The following is a 21,789-nucleotide window of genomic DNA, read 5'->3' as shown; positions in this document are numbered from 1 at the left end:
CTCCTGCCACCCGAAAACTTGCCCATCCTCGAATGGCTCGGTATCAAAACGTCAAAATCACTGTGATGAACCACTAGTTCGCGCTGGAGATCGACCAGGAGGTTAATGACCTGCGCCTGCACCGACATGTCGAGCGCGGAGACCGGCTCGTCCGCAACCAGCAACTTCGGCCGCAACATCAAGGCGCGCGCGATCGCGATGCGCTGGCGCTGGCCGCCCGAGAACATGTGCGGATAGCGGCCGTATTGCTCCGGCCGCAGCCCTACCCTCGCCATCATGTCGAGCGCCTGCGCCCGCCGCTCCTGCTTCGAAAGCCTGGTGTTGATGATCAGCGGCTCTTCCAAGATCGCGCCGACGCGCTTACGCGGGTTGAGCGACCCATAGGGGTTTTGAAACACGATCTGCACGGCCCGGCGCAACGTCTTTGCGGCGCTGGCCGAGAGATTGATAGCATCCACCCCATCGAGCATCAGTGTGCCGGCGCTCGGCTTCTCGATGAGCGTCACGAGCCTTGCGAGCGTCGACTTGCCGCAACCGGACTCGCCGACGATCGCCAGCGTCTTGCCGGCCTCGAGCGCGAACGATACTCCGCCCACGGCCTGCAGATGCGCGCGGGGGCGGAACCAGCCCTGCTTCATCTCGTAACTGCGCTTGAGATCGGTGGCAGTGACAAGCGCTGTCATGACACGATCTCGCGCTTGAGGATCGCTGCCCCGCCGGCGTCGGCCCGATCGGCCGCGATGCGCTCATCCCGTGTCGGATCGCCGAGCGGATAATGACAACGGATCAGGCCGTCCATCCAGGGGCGCAGGTCGGGACGCGCCTTGTCGGCCAGCGGCGTTGCATAGGTGCAACGTGGATTGAACAGGCACCCCCGCGGCCGATCGTAAACCCCGGGCACAACGCCCGGAATGGTAGCGAGCCGTCCGCCATCGCTCGCCTCCGGGCGCGCCGCCAGCAAAGCGGCCGTGTAAGGATGCTGCGGCGACGCGAACAGGCCTTGTGTCGGGCGCTGCTCCATGATCTGCCCCGCATACATCACGGCGACGCGCTCGGTCGTGTCCGAGACTACGCCCATGTTGTGCGTGATGAGGATCAGCGCCATGCCGCGATCGCGTTGCAGGGACAGCAGAAGATCGAGGATCTGCGCCTGGATGGTGACATCGAGCGCTGTCGTCGGCTCGTCGGCGATCAGGAGCTTCGGATTGCAGGCGATCGCCATCGCGATCATGACGCGCTGGTTCATGCCGCCCGAGAGTTGGTGCGGATAGGCCGACAGCCGCTTCTCGGGAGACGGAATGCCGACTTGCTCGAGGAGTTCGACCACGCGCCGCCGCGCGGCCTTGCGATCCATCCCTTCGTGGATGTGTAATGTCTCGGCCAGCTGATAGCCTATCGTGAAGGACGGATTGAGCGATGTCGTCGGCTCCTGGAAGATCATCGCGACGTCCTTGCCGGTGAGCGCGCGGCGCTCGCGATCGGTCAAGGTCAGCAGATCCCGCCCCTCGAACCGCAGCCTGTCGGCCGCGACGCGCCCCGGGTATGGTACCAGTCCCATCACGGCCAACATGGTGACACTCTTGCCGGATCCGGATTCTCCGACGATCCCCAGCACCTCGCCTCTTTCCAGCTTGATGTCGATGCCATCTACAGCGCGCACCATCCCACTTTGCGATGGAAACGCGACCGATAGATTTTCAATCTCGAGGAGCGGCATCAGATCGTCTTTCAACAGTGATCATGCGCTATCGCTTGAGCTTGGGATCGAGCGCGTCACGCAGTCCGTCGCCGAGAAGGTTGAAGGCCAGCACGGTTACAAGGATCGCCAGACCTGGAAGCGTGACGACCCACCAGGCCCGCAGCACAAATTCGCGCGCATCCGCTAGCATGGTGCCCCATTCGGGCAAGGGCGGCTGCGCGCCCAGACCGAGAAAGCCGAGCGCGGCCGCGTCCAGGATCGCCGTCGAGATGCCGAGCGTCGCCTGGACAATCAGCGGCGCGATGCAGTTCGGCAACACCTCCTTGAACATTAAGCGGAGCCGTCCGGCGCCAGCGACTTTGGCCGCGGTGATGTAATCTTTCGAGACTTCGCTGATCACGGCAGCGCGCGCGATCCGCACATAGTGCGGCAGGAGCACGATCGCGACCGCAAGCATGGCATTCATCAGGCCGGGCTCAAGGATCGCGACGATCACGATCGCGAGCAAGAGGCTTGGCAGCGTCAACGTGATGTCCATCAGCCGCATGATCGCGATCTCGATGACGCCGCGAAAAAAACCCGCGACCAGCCCAAGGATCGTCCCGGCGACGACCGACAGCGTCACCACCGCGATTCCGATCAGAAGCGAAAGCCTTGCTCCGTGAATAAGACGGGAAAGAATATCGCGGCCGATCGCGTCGGTGCCGAGCGGATAGGCGATCGATCCACCCTGCTGCCAGAACGGAGGTTTCAGAAAGGCCGCATTGTTGGTGACGATCGGAGAATGCGGCGCAACGAAATCGGCGAACAGCGCAAGAAGGATCAGAACCACGATCACGGCGAGACCCGCCACGGCGCCGAAATTTGTCTTGAAATCGAACCAGAATTCCAACAGCGGATGCGGCGGAGCGCCGGCTGCGACGACGGGATTTTCGAGCGCTTCAGCGGTCATCTCGTGTACCGGATGCGGGGATTGATCAGCCCGTAGGTGACGTCGACCAGCAGATTGACGATCATGACGATCGCGCCGATCAACAGCGTGCCGCCCTGCAACACCGGATAGTCGCGGCGGTTGATACCCTCGATCAGCCATTTGCCCACGCCGGGCCATGAGAAGATGGTCTCCGTGAGGATCGCGCCCGTAAACAGGACACCGACCTGCAGCCCGATTACCGTCACCACCGGAATCAGTGCATTGCGCAGCGCATGGATCGCGATCACCCGGAAACGCGGCAGCCCCTTGGCGCGGGCGGTACGGATGTAATCTTCGCCCAGAACCTCCAGCATGGCGGACCGCGTCATGCGAGCTATCACGGCGAGCGGCACGGTGCCGAGCACGATCGTCGGCAGCACGAGATGTGACAAGGCCGAACGAAACGCGCCGAAATCGCCGTCCAGCAGCGTATCGATCAGCAGGAAACCGGTCACTGGTTCGACAAAGTACTGCACTGCGATCCGGCCCGACACGGGAGTCCATCCGAGCTGCACCGAGAAAAGCAGGATCAACAGCAATCCCCACCAGAAAATCGGCATCGAATACCCGGTGAGCGATATCCCCATCACGCCATGATCGAAGATGGAGTTGCGGCGAACCGCGGCGATGATGCCGGCCGGCAATCCGAGGCACAATGCAAACAGGATCGCGCAAACAGACAGCTCGATCGTAGCCGGAAACAGCATCCGAAATTCAGAGATCACCGGCTCATGGGTGACGATCGAGCGGCCGAGGTCGCCATGGGCCATCCGTGATAGATAGAGGCCGTACTGCACCAGCACGGGCCGATCGAAGCCGTAGTCAGCGCGCAATTGCGCGAGCCGGGCCGGATCGATGCCGTGTTCGCCCGCCATGGTCTCGATGGGGTCGCCGGGGATCAAGCGGATCAGCACGAACACAAGCAACGTGATCCCGATGAAGGTCGGAACCACGAGACTCAGCCGGGTAAGAGCGAACCGGAGCATGCCGTCCTCAGTCATCTCGAAGGAAGGAGAAGGGCAAGAAAAGCGGTGGAACGGCGAAGGCCCCCCCGCTCTGGTCTTCTACTCCTTGACGTCGACGCCATAGAAGTTGTGGCGTCCGAACGGCGACAGCTTGAAGTCGACAACCCTCTTACTGACGGGCTTCAACTGCACCGCGTGCGCGATAGTGAACCACGGAGCCTGTTCCTTGAAGATCACCTGGGCCTGCGCATACAACCTGGCCCGCTCGGCCTGATCGCTGACGGCCTTGGCCTTCACGACCAGATCGTCGAACGGCTTGTAGCAGAACTTGGCGATATTCGAGCCAGATGCCGATTGCGCCGAGTCGCAGCCCAGCAGTGTGTGCAGGAAGTTGTCAGGATCGCCGTTGTCGCCGGTCCAGCCCAGCATACCCATCTGGTGCTCGCCGGCCTGCATCCGCTTGCGGTATTCGCCCCATTCAAAGGACTTGATTTCGGCCTTGACGCCGATCTTGGCGAGGTCGGCCTGCATCAACTCCGCTATGCGCCTGGCGTTCGGATTGTAGGGGCGCTGCACCGGCATGGCCCACAGATCAGTTTCGAAACCATTGGGAAATCCTGCATCGGCCAGAAGCTTCTTGGCGGCCGCCGGATCATAGGGATCATCCTTGACGTCGTCGTTATACGACCACATCGAGGGCGGGATGGGATTTTTGGCCGCGATGCCGGTCGACAGATAGACGGCGTCGATGATCGCCTTCTTGTCGATCGCCATGCTAATGGCCTTGCGCACGCGCACGTCGTCAAACGGCTTCTTCTGAGTATTGAAGGCCAGATAGCCAACGTTCAGGCCCGGCTGTTCCAGCACCGTGGCGTTCGGATCCTTTTTGATCGCGTCGATGTCGGCCGGGTTCGGATAAGGCATCACGTCGCATTCGCCCTTCTGGAGCTTAGCCCAGCGAACGGATGCATCCGGCGTGATCGCGTAGACGAGGTCGTCGATCTTCGCCTTTCCGCCCCAATATCCAGGGAACGCCTTGTACCGGATCACGGCGTCCTTCTGATACTGCACCAGATAGAATGGTCCGGTGCCGATTGGATCCTGGTCGATCTTCTCGGGCGTGCCGGCCTTCAGCATTGCATCCGCATATTCCTTCGACTGGATGGCCGCGAAAGGCATCGCGAGGTCGGCGAGAAATGGTGCTTCCGGCTGATTGAGCGTCACCTTGATGGTGAAGTCGTCGACCTTCTCTACCGACTTCAACAATTTCGGCATCCCCATATCGCCGAAATACGAATGGTTCGGACTCGTCACCTTGAAGTACGGATTGTCCTCCTTCCATTGCCGCTCGATCGAAAATATGACGTCGTCGGCATTGAAGTCGCGCGTCGGCTTGAACGACCTGGACGTCGAATGCCACTTCACGCCCTTGCGCAGGTTGAAGGTATAGGTGGTGCCATCCGGCGAGATCGTCCATTTTTCCGCGAGGGCCGGCACCACTTGAGTGCCGCCGCGCTCGAACTCGACGATGCGATTGTAGATCGGCTCATTGCCGTCGAACGACGTGCCGGTGGTGTTGACGCCTGGATAGAAGTTTTCCGGACTGCCTTCCGAGCAGAAAACCAGGGTTTTGGCGGAAGCAGCCGAAGCAAACACAAGCGCCGAAGCGCAGACGGCGGCGAGCAGAATTGATCTGTCCACTGTTGGAACTCCAGGTGAATTCTTGGTCGCGGTCGATTCAGGCACAAAAGGCTGAACGAGCTTGCTATCGGGTACTGCCGCTGTCAATGCGTCCCCAGGTGATGCGCCACCGGACTCCGAAGCAGACGATGCTGCGGGGACGTGCGAATCCGGTCCGTAAAACCTCCCTCAGAATCTCCACTGATCTTCCCAGGCGGCAAAAGTCGATAGCGGTACAAAACGCCGATCACAACGCAAACACTCCGGAAGTAAGGGTCGTCGCCACATTCGCGCCTTTGCTTCCGATCCCGGTCAATGATCAGGAAAACCGTGGTTGGCTTGTGAGGTGATAGCTCGCACCGCTCACCAGACCACCTCGATCCGCTTTGCGCCAACAGCTTCACCTCTATTCGATCGACGGAATGGTGCGCAACCAGGCAACGAGGGCGTCGAGATCCTGCTCAGTCATCTTGCTAACTGGAATCTAGGAAAGCTCATCGGTGTCCGGACAGGCAAAGCCTTTGGGGTTGGCGCGATCCGGAAGCACGAGGCAGTTCCGGGCTTCTACTCATCGTCCTGAGAAGCCTCGACCGCTGCGAACGAGGACGACAATTGCTGTTTCCGCTTTTCGGAGCGTGTTTTGGGTGTCACCATGCTCGTGAAACGACGGGAGGGCCGCAATGCGCTGGTGTGTCTCGGTCGGGGCGGTGCTTGTTGCGGGGGCGATGGTCGGAGGTGACGTTGCTGGCATTGCCGCGCCGACCCCGAACTCTCGATTCGCCGACGCCAACCACAGTGTACAGCCCGTCAATGTCGAGCTCGTTATCGCCGTCGACGTCTCCTATTCGATGGATATGGACGAACTTGCCATTCAGCGCGAGGGCTATGCACAGGCCATCGTCTCGAAAGACTTCCTTCAGGCACTGAGGGCCGTTCCGGGCAGCAAGGTGGCCGTGACCTATTTCGAGTGGTCGATGTCAGGCGACGAGAAGATCATCGTTCCCTGGCGCATGATCGACGGCCCGGAATCGGCGGATGCAGTAGCCGCCGAGATCATGAAAACCCCGGTTCGCCGAGGTTCGAGTACCTCGATTTCCGGCGCGATTAATTTCGCGGTGCAGCTGTTCGAAGAGAGCCCCTATCGCGGGTTGCGGCGCGTCATCGATATTTCCGGCGATGGGCCGAACAACGATGGAGCGCCCGTAACCGGCGCGCGTGACGCTGCCCTGGAGAAAGGCATCATTATCAACGGCCTCCCGATCATGGTGAAAGAGCCATCGCTCTCGACGACCGATATCGAGAATCTCGATCTTTATTACGAGGACTGCGTGATCGGGGGGCCGGGCGCCTTCATCATGACGATCAAAGATCGCGAAAAATTCCAGGAAGCGATCCGGACCAAGCTTGTTCGCGAAGTTGCGGGCCTCGCGCCAGAGAGCGGGATCGTCCCAGCCGCTGAGAAAGAGCCTCGGGTGCCCTGTCTGATCGGCGAAAGAAAATCGCAGGAGCGCGGCCGGCGGTGAGTGTCGAGACCATCATTCAGAGCCGCCGGACGGATAGACTTTAGACAGCAGTTTATCATGGTCGCCGCCCCACGCGCCGGAGCATTGGAGGTGCTAACGTCCGTTCGTGGCCCACATCGACGAACTCCCGCGCTCGTCCAAATGGCAGTGTTCCGGGTCGACCGGAAATGGCTGACGTATGGCCAAAACGACGCGGCTGGCGAGCAGGTCTTGGAAATTGTGCCCCAGCAGGCCGTCGTGAGCATATATTGGGCATAAGGAGGTGCGATATGGCAACATCAGCTACCCAAGTCGCTTTTGATACGCCAGCGGCGGTGTTCCAGCTTCCGGCCACCGACGGCAAGACTTACGCACTAGACGACGTTGCGGGCGCAAAAGGCACAGTAGTCGTCTTCATCTGCAACCATTGTCCCTATGTTAAAGCGGTGATCGACCGCATGGTTTCGGACGCCCGCGTGCTGATGTCGGAGAGCATTGGCTTTGCGGCGATTTGCTCGAACGATGCGGCGAGCTATTCCGAAGACTCATTTGAGAATATGAAGCGTTTCGCGAAGGCTCATGATTTCCCGTTTCCATATCTCCACGACGAGACCCAGAGAGTCGCTCGGGCGTATGGGGCGGTCTGTACGCCGGACTTCTTCGGCTACAATGCCGACCGCAAGCTCAAGTATCGCGGCCGGCTCGACGAAGGGCGCACAACTCCGCCTCGCGCGGGGGCGCCCCGCGAGCTTGTCGAGGCCATGCGCGCGATTGCGACCACAGGTCTGGCGCCGGCTGACCAAAAGGCGTCTATTGGCTGCTCGATCAAATGGAAGGACAAATGAAGCCGATCCCTGTCAACGGGTTTCGCATTGAGACCGCCGCGTGCGGCATTTGCTGCACATGTGCGATTTGACTAGCGGCATCTCGAGGGCGCCGCGGCTGCTGCCGGGGTCGCATTCGCCGGCAGAGAACGTCACGAGGGCGAGTGCCTTCGTCCGCGTGTTTGCTTTGCAAAGATGAGGACCGACACGAAAGCGGCGAGCGCAAGGCTATCGACTACTAGCGTCAATATTTCCATTGCATGGCAATATGGCGTTGTTCCTGTCGCGCCTTTTCGGCGATTTGGCGCGCATATCGCCGGCGCTCGCCAGACGGATTACCGAGCTGATCCAGCGCACGGGCACTGCGAACCGTCGTGAGGCTTCTACAATGAAGGGCGCAAGCACATTGCTAGCCTGATCCTTCACTGGCTGGCCAGCGAATTCGTCCCCGGCGAGAACGGCACTGCTGCAGATCGGCGCGGGAGGCTAGGCGGGAAAGATTAAGAAATGACGCCGCAGAAAGGTATCATTATCGTTGCAATGGCCGAGGGGCGCCAGGTCGAGCAGGACTCGACGGCATCCTGTGCATCGTTGCCAGCACAACCTGACGAGTCCACCCTACGGGCCGTCATGTCAGGCGTCGGTCATCCCGCCATTCGCGCAAGGCGCGAGCCAACAAATCGCGGATTCCCGGCGTCACCCATGTCCACAATACTGAACCAACGATCGGCTCCTGCATCGAGCCAATTCACGATAGCTGAATCGAAATGCATAATGAAGGCGTCTTCCTGCTCCCTATGACCTGTCTTGAGGTCGAAATAATCGACCTGGCAGGCCGGGAAAAATTCGTTCAGCAACCGATCGAATTTCTGCAAGAGACCCTGCCGGCTCGCATCTCCAGTGGGAAATTCAGAGTGGGCAGAGAAAGAGCCGTACAGGCAGTCGTCAACTGTACCGGCCTCGTAGATGGTTCTGCCAAGTACACCATGCGGGCGCTCAGCATCGCCGTTGGGATGTTTCCTTATCGGATAATGGAATCCGCTGGTATGAAAACTAATCAAGTGGCCGCCGATTTCACGAAGCCGGAGCGGTTCCTGCGTCAGCCGTCCGAGGGCTTCCGCAGTCAGCCCATCAAGGACCATGTGCAAAAAATCCGATGTCAGGCTCTCGACCGTTGGACAAACGCGATAGCCCACTGTTCTGAACTGATCATCCCAAATTGGCTGTATCAAAGTCGACCCAGGAAATGCCGCTAGAGCGGCTGCGAGCAAGCGCCTTTGCGTGTCGAGGCGGCTTTCAAGCCAGACATCGTAAAAGGTTGTCGAACCGCTTAAGTCGCGACACCCTTCTCGCTGCATCTCCTCAGGCGCCGGCAGTGGCGGGCACACTCCGTCGATCGTGATCCCGAAATAGTTGCAAACCTGCTCGATCGACATGCCTCCATGCAATGGAGGACCAAAGCCAACATCCAGAAGGCGGGTCCCATCTGCAACACCGGGTTCGTTGGTCAAAGTCACCGAGAAATTTCCGCCCCGATAGCGGATATACACTTCCTTGCCCTCTTGCGTTTCACCCCAAAACTGCGCTGGCGCATATCCTCCGCCAGATAGTCGCGCGAGGTCGAGGCTCAGCGGCTCCACCTTGGGTGGCGTGAAATACCGAGAGTGCGAGTATTTGGATCGCCAATGATTCATTCTAGTTGCCGATCGACTTCACTCCCACTCAATCGTCCCCGGCGGCTTGCTCGTCACGTCGTACACCACCCTATTCACGCCCTTCACCTCGTTGATGATGCGCGTTGCGGTCTCGCCCAGAAACTTCATGTCGAACCGGTAGAAGTCCGCGGTCATGCCGTCGGTGGAGGTGACGGCGCGCAGGCCCACGACGTAGTCGTAGGTGCGGCCGTCGCCCATGACGCCGACGGTCTTCACCGGGAGCAGCACGGCAAAGGCCTGCCAGATCTCGTCGTAGAGGCCGTGCTTCCTGATCTGGTCGATGTAGACGGCATCGGCCTTGCGCAGGATGTCGAGCTTGTCGCGCGTGATGTCGCCGGGGCAGCGGATGGCGAGGCCCGGGCCCGGGAACGGGTGGCGGCCGACGAAGATTTCGGGCAGGCCGAGCTCGCGCCCTAACTCGCGCACCTCGTCCTTGAAGAGCTCGCGCAGGGGCTCGACGAGCTTCATGTTCATGCGCGCAGGGAGACCGCCGACATTGTGGTGCGACTTGATCGTCACCGAGGGGCCGCCGGTGAAGGAGACGCTCTCGATCACGTCGGGGTAGAGCGTGCCTTGCGCGAGGAAGTCGGCGCCGCCGATCTTCTTGGCCTCCGCGTCGAACACGTCGATGAAGAGGCGGCCGATGGTCTTGCGCTTCACTTCCGGATCGGTGACGCCATCGAGCTCGCCGAGGAACTGTTTTGACGCGTCCACGTGCACGAGCGGGATGTTGTAGTGGCCGCGGAACAGATCGACCACCGTCTTGGCCTCGTCGAGACGGAGGAGACCATGATCGACGAACACGCAGGTGAGCTGGTCGCCGATCGCCTCGTGGATCAGCACCGCGGCGACGGCTGAATCGACGCCGCCGGAGAGGCCGCAGATCACCCTGCCCTTGCCGACCTGGTTGCGGATCTTCTGGATCGCCTCCTCGCGGAAGGCACGCATGGTCCAGTCGCCGGATAGGCCAGCGATCTTGCGCACGAAGTTGCGGATCAGCTTGGCGCCATCGGGCGTGTGCACCACCTCGGGATGGAACATCAGGCCGTAATATTTACGCTTCTCGTCCTGGATGATGGCGAACGGCGCGTTCGGCGAGGTGCCGGCCACCGTGAAGCCCGGCGGCATCCTGGTGATGCGGTCGCCATGGCTCATCCAGACCTGGTGCTTGCCGCCGAGCTTCCAGGTGTCCTCGAACAGCCTGCTCTCGGCCTTCACCTCGACATCGGCGCGGCCGAACTCGCGGTGATGGCCGCCCTCGACCTCGCCCCCGAGCTGGGCCGCCATGGTCATCTGGCCGTAGCAGATGCCCATCACGGGCACGCCGGAGGCGAAGATGAGTTGCGGGGCGCGCGGCGAGCCCTCTTCGTGCACCGATTCCGGTCCGCCGGAGAGAATCACCGCCTTCGGCTTCATCTCCTTGAAGGCTTGTTCGGCCTTGTTGAACGGGACGATCTCGCAATACACGCCGTCCTCGCGGACGCGACGCGCAATGAGCTGCGTCACCTGGCTGCCGAAGTCGACGATGAGAATCTTGTCGTGCGCCGAGGCCACATGGGGCGACGACGGGGAGCGGTCGTTCTGTGCTGCTGTCATGGCAAGCAAATACGCGAGCGGGGACAGCCCCGCAATGCCGGAAACCGGCTTTCCCGCCGGATTTTTGGGCCGATTTCGGGGGAAAATAGCCGCGTCGGCAACAGGTGAGCGAAGACTCACTTGCGCCGTTCCCACCCGACTGCGCTGAGCCGTGCCGGCAAGGACGGTAGCCAAACAAGGACGGTATACCCAAGATGCAGCGCAAGATAGAAAAGTCATACGATTCCCGACCCGCGGGCGGCGCCTTGAAGTAGCCTGAATATCTCGTTATATTTCAAGCATCGATACTTGGCCGAACGACTGGGCCGCTTCGCCTCGTTTTTGACGGGCGCGCACGCTTCAGATGATTTCTCCAAAACATCGACCAATCCGGATCATGGGCGCATTGATGCGTACCGGTCCACGTGCGTACTTCCCAAATTAAAGGATATTCCCATGGCTATGGGCACCGTGAAGTGGTTCAACAATCAGAAGGGCTTCGGTTTCATCCAGCCGGATGACGGCGCGAAGGACGTTTTCGTTCACATCAGCGCGGTCGAGCGCGCGGGTCTCAGCACCCTCAACGAAGGCCAGAAGGTCTCGTTCGACATCGTCGCAGACCGCCGCAGCGGCAAGTCTTCGGCCGACAACATCCGCGCCGGCTAGTCCGCCCGCGCGACGCATTAGCGCGCTCTGTCCACGGACGTACTGGCAGAGCGTAAGCGATCAAGCCCCGGCACCGAGCTTCGGTGTGCGGGGCTTTTGCTGTTGCCACGGGACAGCGCCGCCCGCTTTCCGCGGTCATTCCCCGCGAAGGCGGGGAATCCAGTGCGCCGCGGCCTATCAATTCAATACGGACGTCTCGGAGTACTGGATCGCCCTGTCCCGGCTGCGCCAAAGGCTTCGCCGGGCGCTCCGGTGTTGGGCCGGCGAAGCTTCAGCGAAGACGGCAAGCAGGGCGATGACAGTTGTGATTGTGGATCCACATCGCGCTTGGGCGGTGTGGGTTACGCTGCCTTCTTCAGCACCGACACGAAGAAGCCATCAGTGCCTGTGCGCCTTGGCGTCATCAGCCAGCCTTCGTCGGATTGCAGCGCGGCCTCGGCAAAGGCTTCCGCCTTGTCCCAAAGCACGCTCGCAGTCTGCTCACTCGGCACGACCGAGAATTCCGGATGGCGCGCCACGAATGCCCTCACCTGCTCGCCGTTCTCCTCCGACAGCACCGAGCAGGTGACGTAGGCGATGCGGCCGCCCGCCTTCACCAGCGGCACGGCGCGCTCGAGCACCTCGGCCTGGTCCTTCAGCCGGATCTCCAGCGCACCCGGGCGCATGCGCCATTTGGCGTCGGGGTTGCGGCGCCAGGTGCCGGTTCCCGTGCAGGGGGCGTCGATCACGACGAGGTCCGCCGAGGCGCGAATCTCGGCGAGCGGATCGGCCTCGCCCTTGGGCGTGCGGATCTCCGCATTGTGGACGCCTGCGCGCGACAGCCGGTCATGGATCGGGGCGAGCTGGCGCTTGTCGCGGTCGGTCGCGATCAGGCGCCCCTTGCCCTGCATGAGGGCCGCGAGCGCCAGCGTCTTGCCGCCCGCACCGGCACAGAGATCGATCACCTGCTCGCCGGGCTTTGCCGCCGTGAACAAGGCTGCAAGCTGCGAGCCTTCATCCTGAACTTCAATGGCGCCCTTGATGAAATCCTCCTCGGCCTGGATGCCGGGATTGCGCGCGTCGGCGCCAAGCTCGATGCGCAGGCCGTTCGGCGACCACGGCGTCGGCTGCGCCTTCAGATGAGATAATCGGCCGAGGACCTTGTCACGACTGCCTTTCAGCGTGTTGACGCGCAGATCCAGCGGCGCGCGGCTCGCCATTGCCGCGGCTTCGGCCGCGCGGGTCTCGCCGAACACTTTTGCAAGGTGCGGATCGAGCCAGTCGGGATAGTCGCCGGCAACCGCTGCCGGTGCATCCTCGAGGGAACGCGAGGCGAGCGCGGCCGCTTCCGCCTCCGTCAGCGGCGCCGGCGCATAGCGGCCGCCGTCGAACAGCGCCGCCATGGTCGGGGTATCCATGTCGCGCTCCAGGCGCAGCATGCCGATCAGGCGGGCGCGCGCCGTGTCGGACTCCATGAGATACGCACTCGAGGCGTAGCGGCGCAGGACGTCCCAGACGAGGCCGGCGATCGCGGCGCGGTCGCCGGAGCCGGCAAAGCGATGCGCAGTGCCCCACTCCTTCAGCGCCTTCGCCGCGGGCACTCGGTCTCTCTCAATGGTGTCGATCAGTTCGATGGCCGCGGACAGCCGGGCAGCAGGGGTCATTTCACTCTTTCAGATCAAGTCTGACGACCAAGCGTCAGATCAACAACAGAATCTTCAGCGCGAAGTAGACCCACATCGCAAGCAGCACAAGCATGCCGGCGAGCCAGACGGTCGAGCGCTGGCCGAGGTCGTTGGAGTTGACGAAGACGCCGGCATGGACGAACCGGGCCACCACGAATACCCATGACATCAGCACGATGAAGAGATCGGCATGGCGCAGCGGCAGCGCCAGTGCGATCAGCACGTAGAACAGCACCGGCAGTTCGAACTGGTTGGCAAAGCAATTGGCGATCTGTGTGGCGCGCTTCGGCCAGTTCGGCTCGCCGAGCGCGATGTCGCGGATTTTGGTCTCGCCGGAGACCAGCGTCTCGCGCCGCGCCAGCGCCATCCAGATCAGGAGCGCGAAAGTCAGCGCGACCTGAGCGAAGACCGGCAGCAAAACCATTTGAACGGACATCGGAATCCTTTCCGCCTGGTGCGGAGGCAAGACCGTCATTAGCCGGCGCCGCTAGCCCTGACAATCAACGACTTGAACCGCCGTTCCCGCATCTGCCACCAACTATCGATAGTTTAAGCGATTTTGGCCTTCGCCGCCGCGCGCGAGCCGCGTGCTGTGACCGTCACGGTTCCGACGTCTGTCGGGACTAACATGGCGCCATGTCCGAATTCCGCCTGACGCAGATCTCAGACACGCACCTTGGCCGCCGCTTCCCGGGCCTCATCGCGAACTTCCAGCGGGTCGCTGGGCACATCGACGCCGCCCGGCCCGATCTCGTCGTCAACACTGGCGATGTGTCCTTCGACGGCCCGACCAGCCGCGACGACATGGAGTTTGCAAAAACCCTTCACGACGCGCTGCCCGCGCCGTGCCGCTATCTGCCGGGCAATCACGACATCGGCGACAATCCGACCGCGATCGGGCCCGCACCCGCGCCTCCGGTGGACGAAGCGCACCGCCGGCAATTCTGCTCCGTCTTCGGCCACGACCATTGGCAGTTCGAGGCGGCCGGCTGGTGTTTCATCGGCCTCAACTCGCTGGTGATGAATTCGGGACTTGGGTTCGAGCCCGAGCAGTTCGACTGGCTCGCCTCGCAATTGTCTCGCGCAGACGGCAAGCCGATCGCGCTTTTTGTGCACAAGCCGCTGTTCTTGAACAGACCCGACGACCCCGAGACCGTCGACACCGCGATCCGCTACGTGCCCCAGCCGGCGCGGCAGCGCCTGATCGAGATGATGGCTGGCGCCGATGTCCGCCTCGTCGCCAGCGGGCACGTCCATCAGCGGCGCGATTTCACCTATGGCCGCACAAGGCATGTCTGGGCGCCCTCCGCCGGCTTCGTGATCTCCAGCGATACGCGCCAGGTGCGGATCGGGATCAAGGAGACCGGACTGGTCGAATACCGCTTTCAGCCCGACGGTTTTGAGGTGCGCCACGTCAGGGCGGCCGGACAGGTCGACGTCGACATCGAGGAATTGCTGGCGCAGATGGGCCAGCCTCATCCCTAGGCCGCGCTCTTCAGAACGCGACCAAGGAGGTCGAGCTGAAATTCCTGATCCGCCAGTCGCCGGCCCATGTCGGCGTGCGCCAGGGTGAGCAGAACCTGCTCAACTGGATCAACACCGACATCTTCACGAACAAGCTCAACGGCAAGCTCGGCGCGCTGCATCTCAAATGGTTCAAGGAAGAACAGTTGCTGCCGACATTGTAAGCTTGGGCAACGCTCCTGCGCGCCGTGCGCGGGAGCTCACCTTCACGAGGAGAATTCAGATGATCAAACGTTACGTCGTCGGCCCCCGTATGAGCCAGGCCGTCGCCGCCGGCGGCATGGTGCACATTGCCGGTCAGGTCGCCGATGACCGCAAGGCCGGCATCGTGTCGCAAACCCAGCAGGTGCTCGCCAAGATCGACGCGCTGCTGAAGGAAGCCGGCTCCGATCGCTCCAAGCTCGTGGCGGTCAACGTCTTCCTGCCGCACATCACCGATTTCGACACCATGAACTCGGTCTATGACGCCTGGATCGATCCGGCCAATCCGCCTGCGCGCGCCTGTGTCGAAGCCCGTCTCGCAGATCCCGATCTGCGCGTCGAGATGACCGCAGTCGCCTTGCTCTAAAGGCCCTTTGTTCCAGCCTTCGGCCGGCGTCGGCGACGACGCGGCCCTGAGGCCATCCATGCATACCGCACTTTTTCACGAGATCCTGGTCGAGCGCGGCAGCGTCTAACGCTTACGCGACATCCCTCAGATCCTGCTGGATCGCGGCCAGCAGCGATTGCAGGGCGTCGCTGTTCACGGGCTTTGCACTCGCGACCACCCGCGGCGCGGGGCGCTTGGGAAAGACCGGCCGGGCCGGAAATGGCGGCGGAGACAGCGCTGCGGCTGCCGTGCTTTCGGCCTCATCATCGCTGTGAACGAACTTGCCATGCAGCACGTCGTCGTGACGGCCCATGATGAACATGGTCGCCCAATAGCCGGCGGCCAGCACAATTACGCTGAAAATACCAATCTCTAACATCATCGCACCAAAATATGCGCGATGATTCAATGCCTTCGCCGGCCCGTCAATGAACGGAGGGTCACACCTGCGGCTTTTACGGGCCGGTGTTGCCGATTGGTGACTCTTTGTGAACCAGGCGCCGGCGCGCGGAGGCCGGCGACCGCCCATCAAGTCTTATCCGGCCCGACCCGAACGAGTTGCTTGCCGAAATTGGCGCCCTTCAGGAGGCCCATGAAGGCGCCGGGCGCACTGTCCAGGCCCTCGGTGACGAACTCCTTGTACTTGACCTTGCCCTCGCGGACCCAGGCGGACATGTCGCGCAGGAAGTCGCCGTGGCGGGCGGCAAAGTCGCTGACGATGAAGCCGCGGAAGGTCAGCCGCTTGGTCAGCGTCGCGCGCATCATGCTGGCTGCCCATTTCGGCGGCTTGGCCTCGGTGTCGTTGTAATGCGCGATCAGGCCGCAGACCGGCACGCGAGCGAAGGCATTGAGCTGCGGGAAGACCGCTTCGAACACCGCGCCGCCGACATTCTCGAAATAGACGTCGATGCCCTTGGGGCATGCGTCCTTCAGCCTGGCCGCGAGATCGGTTTCGCGGTGATCGACGCAGGCATCGAAGCCGAGCTCCTTCACAACGTAGTCGCACTTGTCCTTGCCGCCGGCGATGCCGACTGCACGTGCGCCCTTGATCTTCGCGATCTGGCCGACGGCCGAGCCCACCGCGCCGGAGGCGCCGGCCACGACGACGGTCTCGCCGGCTTGCGGCTTGCCGATGTCGAGCAGGCCCGTATAGGCGGTCATGCCGGGCATGCCGAGCACGCCGATCGAGGTCGAGATCGGCGCCAGCTTCGGATCGACCTTGATCAGTCCCTTGCCGTTCGAGACCGCATGCGTCAGCCATCCGGCGCGCGTGCGCACGATGTCGCCCTTGGCGAAATCGGCATTGTTGGAGGCTATCACCTCGCTGACCGTCTCGCCCTCCATCACGCCGCCGATCGGCACCGGCGCGGCATAGGACGGACCTTCGCTCATGCGCCCGCGCATATAGGGATCGAGCGACAGCCAGATCGTGCGCAACAGCACCTCGCCTGCGCCCGGCGTTGGGACTGCGAATTCCTCGATGCGGAAATCAGACGGCTTTGGCTCGCCAACGGGACGCGCGGCGAGAACGATGCGCTTGCCTTGGGACATGATGGCTTCCTCACTGTTTTATTCGTCATAGCGAGCGAAACGGAGGGAACGAGGCGCGTCAATACAAAAGGACTAGATTGGGGGATGACGGTGGCGCGCACGCGCTCACAATATTCTCGGTGTCATCGCCCGCCTTGTGCGCAATTGCGCACTGGAGCGGGCGATCCAGTATTTCAGAGGCGGTGATGGATACGGAGAAGCCGCGGCGTACTGGATGCCCCGCTTGCGCGGAGCATGACAGCGATACGCGAGGCGAGCGCGCGAAAACCAGCGCGCAGCCCGGACGCCTAACCCCCGCCCGGATAGTTCGGGGCTTCGCGCGTGATGGTGACGTCGTGGACGTGGCTTTCGCGCAGGCCCGCGCCGGTGATGCGGACGAAACGCGCCTTCTCATGCAGATCCTTCATGTCGCGCGCGCCGACATAGCCCATCGCGGCGCGCAGGCCGCCGGCGAGCTGATGCATGACGTTACCGACCGGCCCCTTGTAAGGCACCTGGCCCTCGATGCCTTCGGGCACGAGCTTCAGGGTGTCCTTGATGTCCTGCTGGAAGTAGCGATCGGCCGAGCCGCGCGCCATCGCGCCGACCGAGCCCATGCCGCGATAGGCCTTGTAGGAGCGGCCCTGCCACAGGAACACCTCGCCGGGCGTTTCGTCGGTGCCAGCGAGCAGCGAGCCGACCATCGCAATGTCGGCACCGGCCGCGAGCGCTTTCGCGAGGTCGCCGGAGAACTTGATGCCGCCGTCGGCGATCACGGGAATGTCCGCCTTCTTCGCCGCTTCCACCGCATCCATGATCGCGGTGAGCTGCGGCACGCCGACGCCAGCGACGATACGCGTGGTGCAGATCGAGCCCGGGCCGATGCCGACCTTGATGCAGTCCGCGCCCGCATCGATCAGCGCCTGCGCGCCGTCTTCGGTCGCGACGTTGCCGGCGACGACCTGCACCGAGTTGGACAGACGCTTGATGCGGTTGACGGCATGGAGCACGTGACGGGAGTGACCGTGCGCGGTGTCGACGACGACGAGATCGACGCCGGCGTCGATCAGCCGCTCGGTGCGCTCGAAGCCGGTATCGCCGACGGTGGTCGCGGCAGCGACCCGCAGGCGGCCCTGCGCGTCCTTGCAGGCGAGTGGATGGGCGACCGCCTTCTCCATGTCCTTGACGGTGATCAGGCCGACGCAGCGATACTGGTCGTCGACGACGAGCAGCTTTTCGATGCGATGCTTGTGCAGCATTCGCCTCGCTTCATCCTGGCTGACATTCTCTCGTACCGTGACGAGATTTTCGTGCGTCATCAGCTCGGAGACTTTTTGCCGGCGGTCGGTGGCAAAGCGCACGTCGCGGTTGGTGAGGATGCCGACCAGCTTGCCCGGCGTGGTCTTGCCCGCGCCGGTGACGACGGGAATGCCGGAGATGCCGTGATCGCTCATCAGCTTGAGCGCGTCGTCCAGCGTGGCGTCGGGGCTGATGGTAAGCGGGTTCACCACCATGCCCGACTCGTATCGCTTGACCTGCCGCACCTGCGCGGCCTGCCCTTCGGGATCGAAATTGCGGTGGATGACGCCGAGGCCGCCGGCCTGCGCCATGGCGATCGCCATGCGGGCCTCGGTGACGGTGTCCATGGCGGAAGCCATGATCGGGATATTGAGCGGAATGGCGCGCGTGACGCGAGAGCGGATGTCGACCTCGGATGGAAGCACGTCCGAGAGGCCCGGCTTCAACAGCACGTCGTCGAACGTAAAGGCTTCGCGGATGCCTTGAAGTTGCACCGTGGCCATATGCCAACTCCTTCCTGCGGCCGTGCCGCAAATGCTTATGGATGAGCGCCGCCCTCGGCGTACCTTGCGGCAGCACCGTCGAATCGGAGCCCATCGGTGGGGTTGACGCCGGTCGATAGCACGGCCGGGTGACGAATCAAAGCAATTCGGCCCGATTGCCAGCCATGCACAGGCTTTTTTGCGCCTTTAGCGCGGATAACCTGGCGGCGGGCCGTGCTGGCGAATCGCGTCCACGACCTCCCGATGCCGCCGGTCCTCCCGCTTCATGTGCACCGCGATGACCGCATGCGCCGACGGGACCAGCAGCAAAATATGGAAAACCAGGCCGAAAATCACGCAAACCACGCACAGGACGAGGTTGAAGATCGCCGAGAACGGCTGCCCGTTCAGGAGCAGCCCGATCGGCGGAAGAAGCGCGGCAAGGATGTAGATCATCGCGGGATCTCCAGCAGGCGCTGCAACCCGGGACACAGTCTGGGGGCCGCACCGTCACGCAGGATTTAGGTGCTATGCGCGGTTCCGCAATGGTCTCGAAGCAGCGACGGTGTTAAGCCGCATCGCTCACCTCTCCTTCCGATTTTCCATTAAATATCCGTCATGTCGGTCAACAAGCAACGCGTGATCCCGCTGATCGTAGCGACCGCCCTGTTCATGGAAAACATGGACTCGACGGTGATCGCGACGTCCCTGCCCGCGATCGCCGCCGACATCGGCACGAGCCCGCTGACGCTGAAGCTCGCGATCACCTCCTATCTGCTGTCGCTGGCGGTGTTCATCCCCGCGAGCGGCTGGACCGCCGACCGGTTTGGCGCGCGGCTGGTGTTTGCCATCGCGGTGGGCGTGTTCATGGTCGGCTCGGTCGGCTGCGCGCTGTCGGGCTCAGTAGTCGACTTCGTGTTCGCGCGCATTCTCCAGGGCATGGGCGGCGCGATGATGACGCCGGTCGGGCGGCTCGTGCTGCTGCGTTCGATCGACAAGAGCGACCTCGTCAACGCCATGGCCTGGGTCACCGTTCCCGCGCTGATCGGTCCTGTGGTCGGCCCGCCACTCGGCGGCTTCATCACGACCTACGCGTCGTGGCACTGGATTTTCCTGATCAACCTGCCGATCGGTCTGCTCGGCATCTTCATGGCGCTGCGCTACATCGATCCGATCAAGAGCGAGGCGCAGGAGCCGTTCGATCTCAAGGGCATGCTGCTCGCGGGCATTGGACTTGCCGGTATTGCCTTCGGCCTGTCGGTCGCGGGCCTCAATCTGCTGCCCTGGAGCACCGTGCTCGCGCTGGTCGCGGGCGGCGCGATCTCGATGACGCTCTACGTCGTGCATGCGCGGAAAACCGGATCGCCGGTGCTGGACTTTTCGCTGCTGAATCTCGCGACGCTGCGCGCGGCCGTCATCGGCGGATTCATGTTCCGGCTCGGCATCGGCGCGCTGCCATTCCTGCTGCCGCTTCTGATGCAGATTGGCTTCGGGCTGACGCCGTTCCATTCGGGCCTCGTGACCTTCGCCTCTTCGCTTGGCGCCATGGGCATGAAGACGCTGGCCGCGCGCCTCATCCGCGCCTTCGGCTTCCGCAACCTGATGACGGTGAATGCGATCATCAGCGCATTCTTCCTCGGCGTATGCGCGCTGTTCACGGTGACGACCCCGCTGCTCATCATCATGGTCATCCTCGTGGTCGGCGGTTTCTTCCGCTCATTGGAGTTCACCGCGATCAACACGGTTGCCTATGCGGAAGTCGAGGCTCCGCAGATGAGCCGCGCGACCACGCTCGTCAGCGTGAACCAGCAACTCGCCGTCTCCGCTGGAGTCGCGGTCGGCGCCTTCTCGGTGGAATCGACGATGTGGTTCCGCCACGTCACCGAGATCGACGCCACCGTGTTCTGGCCCGCTTTCATCGTCGTCGCGCTGACGTCGGCGGCCTCGAGCTGGTTCTTCTGGCAGATGCCTCAGGACGCCGGCCACGAGATCTCCGGCCGCAAGGCGGTCGAGATCGCCAGCCGCAAGGGCGCCGCCAAGAGCGCGGCGAGCGCCGCCGTCAAGGCGGCGACGGAGGATACGCAGGACATGCGGGATCAGCGCCTGGGGTAGGCGAAAGCAGAGTGCCAATCCCTCATCCTGAGGAGCGCGGAACGCGCGTCTCGAAGGATGAAGGCCCCGCCGGTGGCCTCGCCCTTCGAGACGCCGCTACGCGGCTCCTCAGGGTGAGGGTCAGCCGCCTGAATTCACTACTCTCGCGCAGCGTCGAGCCGTTTCGGAAGCGGCTCGCCAAAAATCCGGAAAATAACCCATGCAAAGTAGCAGGGAGCGCCGCGACCTACTTCGTATTTTTCGAACTCGCTTGACGCGTCGGGCAAATCATTGGCAATATGCGACCGTGGCGCAATTCGCGAAAGTCTAAAGGACCCGTCCGAAAGCGGCATTCAATTGGGCGTAGGGCAGCGTCGGCGCACGGGTTAGGCCGAGCGCCTCGGCGCCTTGAGCTTGATCATTTGAAGCCGTTACCCGTTCTGCGTTCCATCCACGTAGCCGCCGCCAATCTGTGTTCCTGGAGCGAGCAGCCCTTTGCCGGGAACATGATTGATCTCCAGCCTCGTGCCGTCTGGATCCTCGAACAGCACCGAGTAGTAGCCGGGAGCAAAACTGTCGTCTCGCGGTTCGTGGATGATATGTACGCCGATCTTTACGAGGAAGTCATACGCCTCGTCGACATCGGCACGCTCTCGCGCGCGGAAACAGTGGTGATGCAATCCAACGGAGCCCTGGCGGAATCGTTGGCCAACATACTCCTCCGCGGGCGCATGAACGCCAAATCCCGTACGGCCGCCGACACAATAGAAGGTGTTCACCGTGTCGGCCACGATCGTAAGGCCCATAAACGGTAGTAGTTGTCCGTAGAAGGCACGTGCGGCTGGAAAATTTCCAGCCGTGATGAATGTGTGGGCAACGCCATTGATTTGCATGCTCGGTCCTCCCGCAAATATCCATTTTCGCAATGATCAATTTTACGAACAATAGTCTGGGCATGCTTAGGTCCGCTGCACCTCAGATAGCGGCGCAATAGCCGACCTCGCCAGAAGT

The 21,789-nt window shown here is 62.4% G+C and carries 20 protein-coding genes and 1 pseudogene; 7 read left to right on the top strand and 14 right to left on the bottom strand.

Going from position 1 to position 21,789, the window contains the following annotated elements:
- From SO139_RS09995 to SO139_RS09975, 5 genes are all read right to left on the bottom strand, one after another.
- A partial coding sequence (locus tag SO139_RS09995; protein WP_498539963.1) for an ATP-binding cassette domain-containing protein occupies positions 1-683 on the bottom strand: 683 nt, incomplete at its 3' end.
- Positions 680-1,717: an ABC transporter ATP-binding protein gene (locus SO139_RS09990; RefSeq protein WP_449383881.1), complete on the bottom strand. Its 1,038-nt coding sequence runs from the start codon at positions 1,715-1,717 to the stop codon at positions 680-682. The genes SO139_RS09995 and SO139_RS09990, both read right to left, overlap by 4 nt.
- A 28-nt stretch (positions 1,718-1,745) precedes the next feature.
- Positions 1,746-2,651, bottom strand: coding sequence for an ABC transporter permease subunit (locus SO139_RS09985; protein WP_449383870.1), 906 nt, complete (start codon positions 2,649-2,651; stop codon positions 1,746-1,748).
- Positions 2,648-3,658 carry an ABC transporter permease subunit gene (locus SO139_RS09980; protein ID WP_449383869.1) on the bottom strand — a complete coding sequence of 337 codons (1,011 nt, stop codon included), beginning with the start codon at positions 3,656-3,658 and terminating at the stop codon, positions 2,648-2,650. Before SO139_RS09980 ends, SO139_RS09985 begins: the two co-directional genes overlap by 4 nt.
- 78 nt (positions 3,659-3,736) lie before the next feature.
- Positions 3,737-5,338, bottom strand: a complete 1,602-nt coding sequence (locus SO139_RS09975) for an ABC transporter substrate-binding protein (RefSeq protein WP_449383868.1) — start codon at positions 5,336-5,338, stop codon at positions 3,737-3,739.
- Positions 5,339-5,997: 659 nt separating this feature from the next.
- On the opposite strand from SO139_RS09975, the gene SO139_RS09970 reads away from it, so the two are divergent.
- Together SO139_RS09970 and SO139_RS09965 are read left to right on the top strand one after the other, a co-directional pair.
- A complete protein-coding gene (locus tag SO139_RS09970) occupies positions 5,998-6,840 on the top strand; it encodes a DUF1194 domain-containing protein (protein ID WP_449383867.1) in 843 nt (280 codons plus the stop codon).
- Positions 6,841-7,109: 269 nt separating this feature from the next.
- Complete coding sequence (locus tag SO139_RS09965) at positions 7,110-7,664, top strand: thioredoxin family protein (protein WP_449383866.1); 555 nt, start codon at positions 7,110-7,112, stop codon at positions 7,662-7,664.
- 623 nt (positions 7,665-8,287) lie between these two features.
- Here SO139_RS09965 and SO139_RS09960 read toward each other — a convergent pair.
- A complete protein-coding gene (locus SO139_RS09960; RefSeq protein WP_449383865.1) occupies positions 8,288-9,337 on the bottom strand; it encodes a hypothetical protein in 1,050 nt (349 codons plus the stop codon).
- A gap of 18 nt (positions 9,338-9,355) precedes the next feature.
- Complete coding sequence (gene guaA, locus SO139_RS09955) at positions 9,356-10,954, bottom strand: glutamine-hydrolyzing GMP synthase (RefSeq protein WP_474797066.1); 1,599 nt, start codon at positions 10,952-10,954, stop codon at positions 9,356-9,358.
- A gap of 435 nt (positions 10,955-11,389) precedes the next feature.
- On the opposite strand from guaA, the gene SO139_RS09950 reads away from it, so the two are divergent.
- On the top strand, positions 11,390-11,599 hold the full coding sequence (locus SO139_RS09950; protein ID WP_027526965.1) for a cold-shock protein: 210 nt from the start codon (positions 11,390-11,392) through the stop codon (positions 11,597-11,599).
- Between the two features lie 341 nt (positions 11,600-11,940).
- Here the strand turns inward: SO139_RS09950 and SO139_RS09945 are convergent, their stop codons facing one another.
- Complete coding sequence (locus tag SO139_RS09945; protein ID WP_449382251.1) at positions 11,941-13,242, bottom strand: RsmB/NOP family class I SAM-dependent RNA methyltransferase; 1,302 nt, start codon at positions 13,240-13,242, stop codon at positions 11,941-11,943.
- 34 nt (positions 13,243-13,276) lie between these two features.
- Positions 13,277-13,699, bottom strand: coding sequence for an MAPEG family protein (locus tag SO139_RS09940; RefSeq protein ID WP_449382252.1), 423 nt, complete (start codon positions 13,697-13,699; stop codon positions 13,277-13,279).
- A gap of 200 nt (positions 13,700-13,899) precedes the next feature.
- On the opposite strand from SO139_RS09940, the gene SO139_RS09935 reads away from it, so the two are divergent.
- The 3 genes and pseudogenes from SO139_RS09935 (at position 13,900) to SO139_RS09925 (ending at position 15,355) form a co-directional block, all read left to right on the top strand.
- Positions 13,900-14,748 carry a metallophosphoesterase family protein gene (locus tag SO139_RS09935; protein WP_449382253.1) on the top strand — a complete coding sequence of 283 codons (849 nt, stop codon included), beginning with the start codon at positions 13,900-13,902 and terminating at the stop codon, positions 14,746-14,748.
- A gap of 11 nt (positions 14,749-14,759) precedes the next feature.
- Positions 14,760-14,951: pseudogene (locus SO139_RS09930) on the top strand (transporter substrate-binding domain-containing protein); the annotation flags it as partial.
- Between the two features lie 59 nt (positions 14,952-15,010).
- The gene (locus tag SO139_RS09925) at positions 15,011-15,355 is read left to right on the top strand and encodes a RidA family protein (RefSeq protein ID WP_284265801.1); all 345 of its coding nucleotides are present in this window, start codon (positions 15,011-15,013) and stop codon (positions 15,353-15,355) included.
- 112 nt (positions 15,356-15,467) lie between these two features.
- Here the strand turns inward: SO139_RS09925 and SO139_RS09920 are convergent, their stop codons facing one another.
- The 4 genes from SO139_RS09920 to SO139_RS09905 form a co-directional block, all read right to left on the bottom strand.
- The gene (locus SO139_RS09920) at positions 15,468-15,905 is read right to left on the bottom strand and encodes a hypothetical protein (RefSeq protein WP_474797065.1); all 438 of its coding nucleotides are present in this window, start codon (positions 15,903-15,905) and stop codon (positions 15,468-15,470) included.
- Entirely contained in the window at positions 15,905-16,927 is a 1,023-nt protein-coding gene (gene curA, locus SO139_RS09915) for an NADPH-dependent curcumin/dihydrocurcumin reductase (RefSeq protein ID WP_449382255.1), read from the bottom strand. The genes SO139_RS09920 and curA overlap by 1 nt, the downstream gene beginning before the upstream one ends.
- A gap of 287 nt (positions 16,928-17,214) precedes the next feature.
- On the bottom strand, positions 17,215-18,708 hold the full coding sequence (guaB, locus tag SO139_RS09910) for an IMP dehydrogenase (protein WP_449382256.1): 1,494 nt from the start codon (positions 18,706-18,708) through the stop codon (positions 17,215-17,217).
- Between the two features lie 186 nt (positions 18,709-18,894).
- On the bottom strand, positions 18,895-19,143 hold the full coding sequence (locus tag SO139_RS09905) for a hypothetical protein (RefSeq protein WP_449382257.1): 249 nt from the start codon (positions 19,141-19,143) through the stop codon (positions 18,895-18,897).
- Between the two features lie 162 nt (positions 19,144-19,305).
- Here SO139_RS09905 and SO139_RS09900 point away from each other — a divergent pair, with 162 nt between their 5' ends.
- Positions 19,306-20,799 (top strand): MFS transporter, encoded by a 1,494-nt coding sequence (locus tag SO139_RS09900; RefSeq protein ID WP_449382258.1) that lies wholly within the window; start codon positions 19,306-19,308, stop codon positions 20,797-20,799.
- A 410-nt stretch (positions 20,800-21,209) separates the two neighbouring features.
- On the opposite strand, the gene SO139_RS09895 is transcribed toward SO139_RS09900, so the two are convergent.
- Entirely contained in the window at positions 21,210-21,671 is a 462-nt protein-coding gene (locus tag SO139_RS09895) for a VOC family protein (RefSeq protein ID WP_449382259.1), read from the bottom strand.
- Positions 21,672-21,789 lie beyond the last annotated feature (118 nt).

It is taken from the genome of Bradyrhizobium sp. UFLA05-89, from assembly GCF_059803475.1.
The sequence above is the reverse complement of the archived record's forward strand: the minus strand, read 5'-3'. Positions and strand labels throughout refer to the sequence as shown.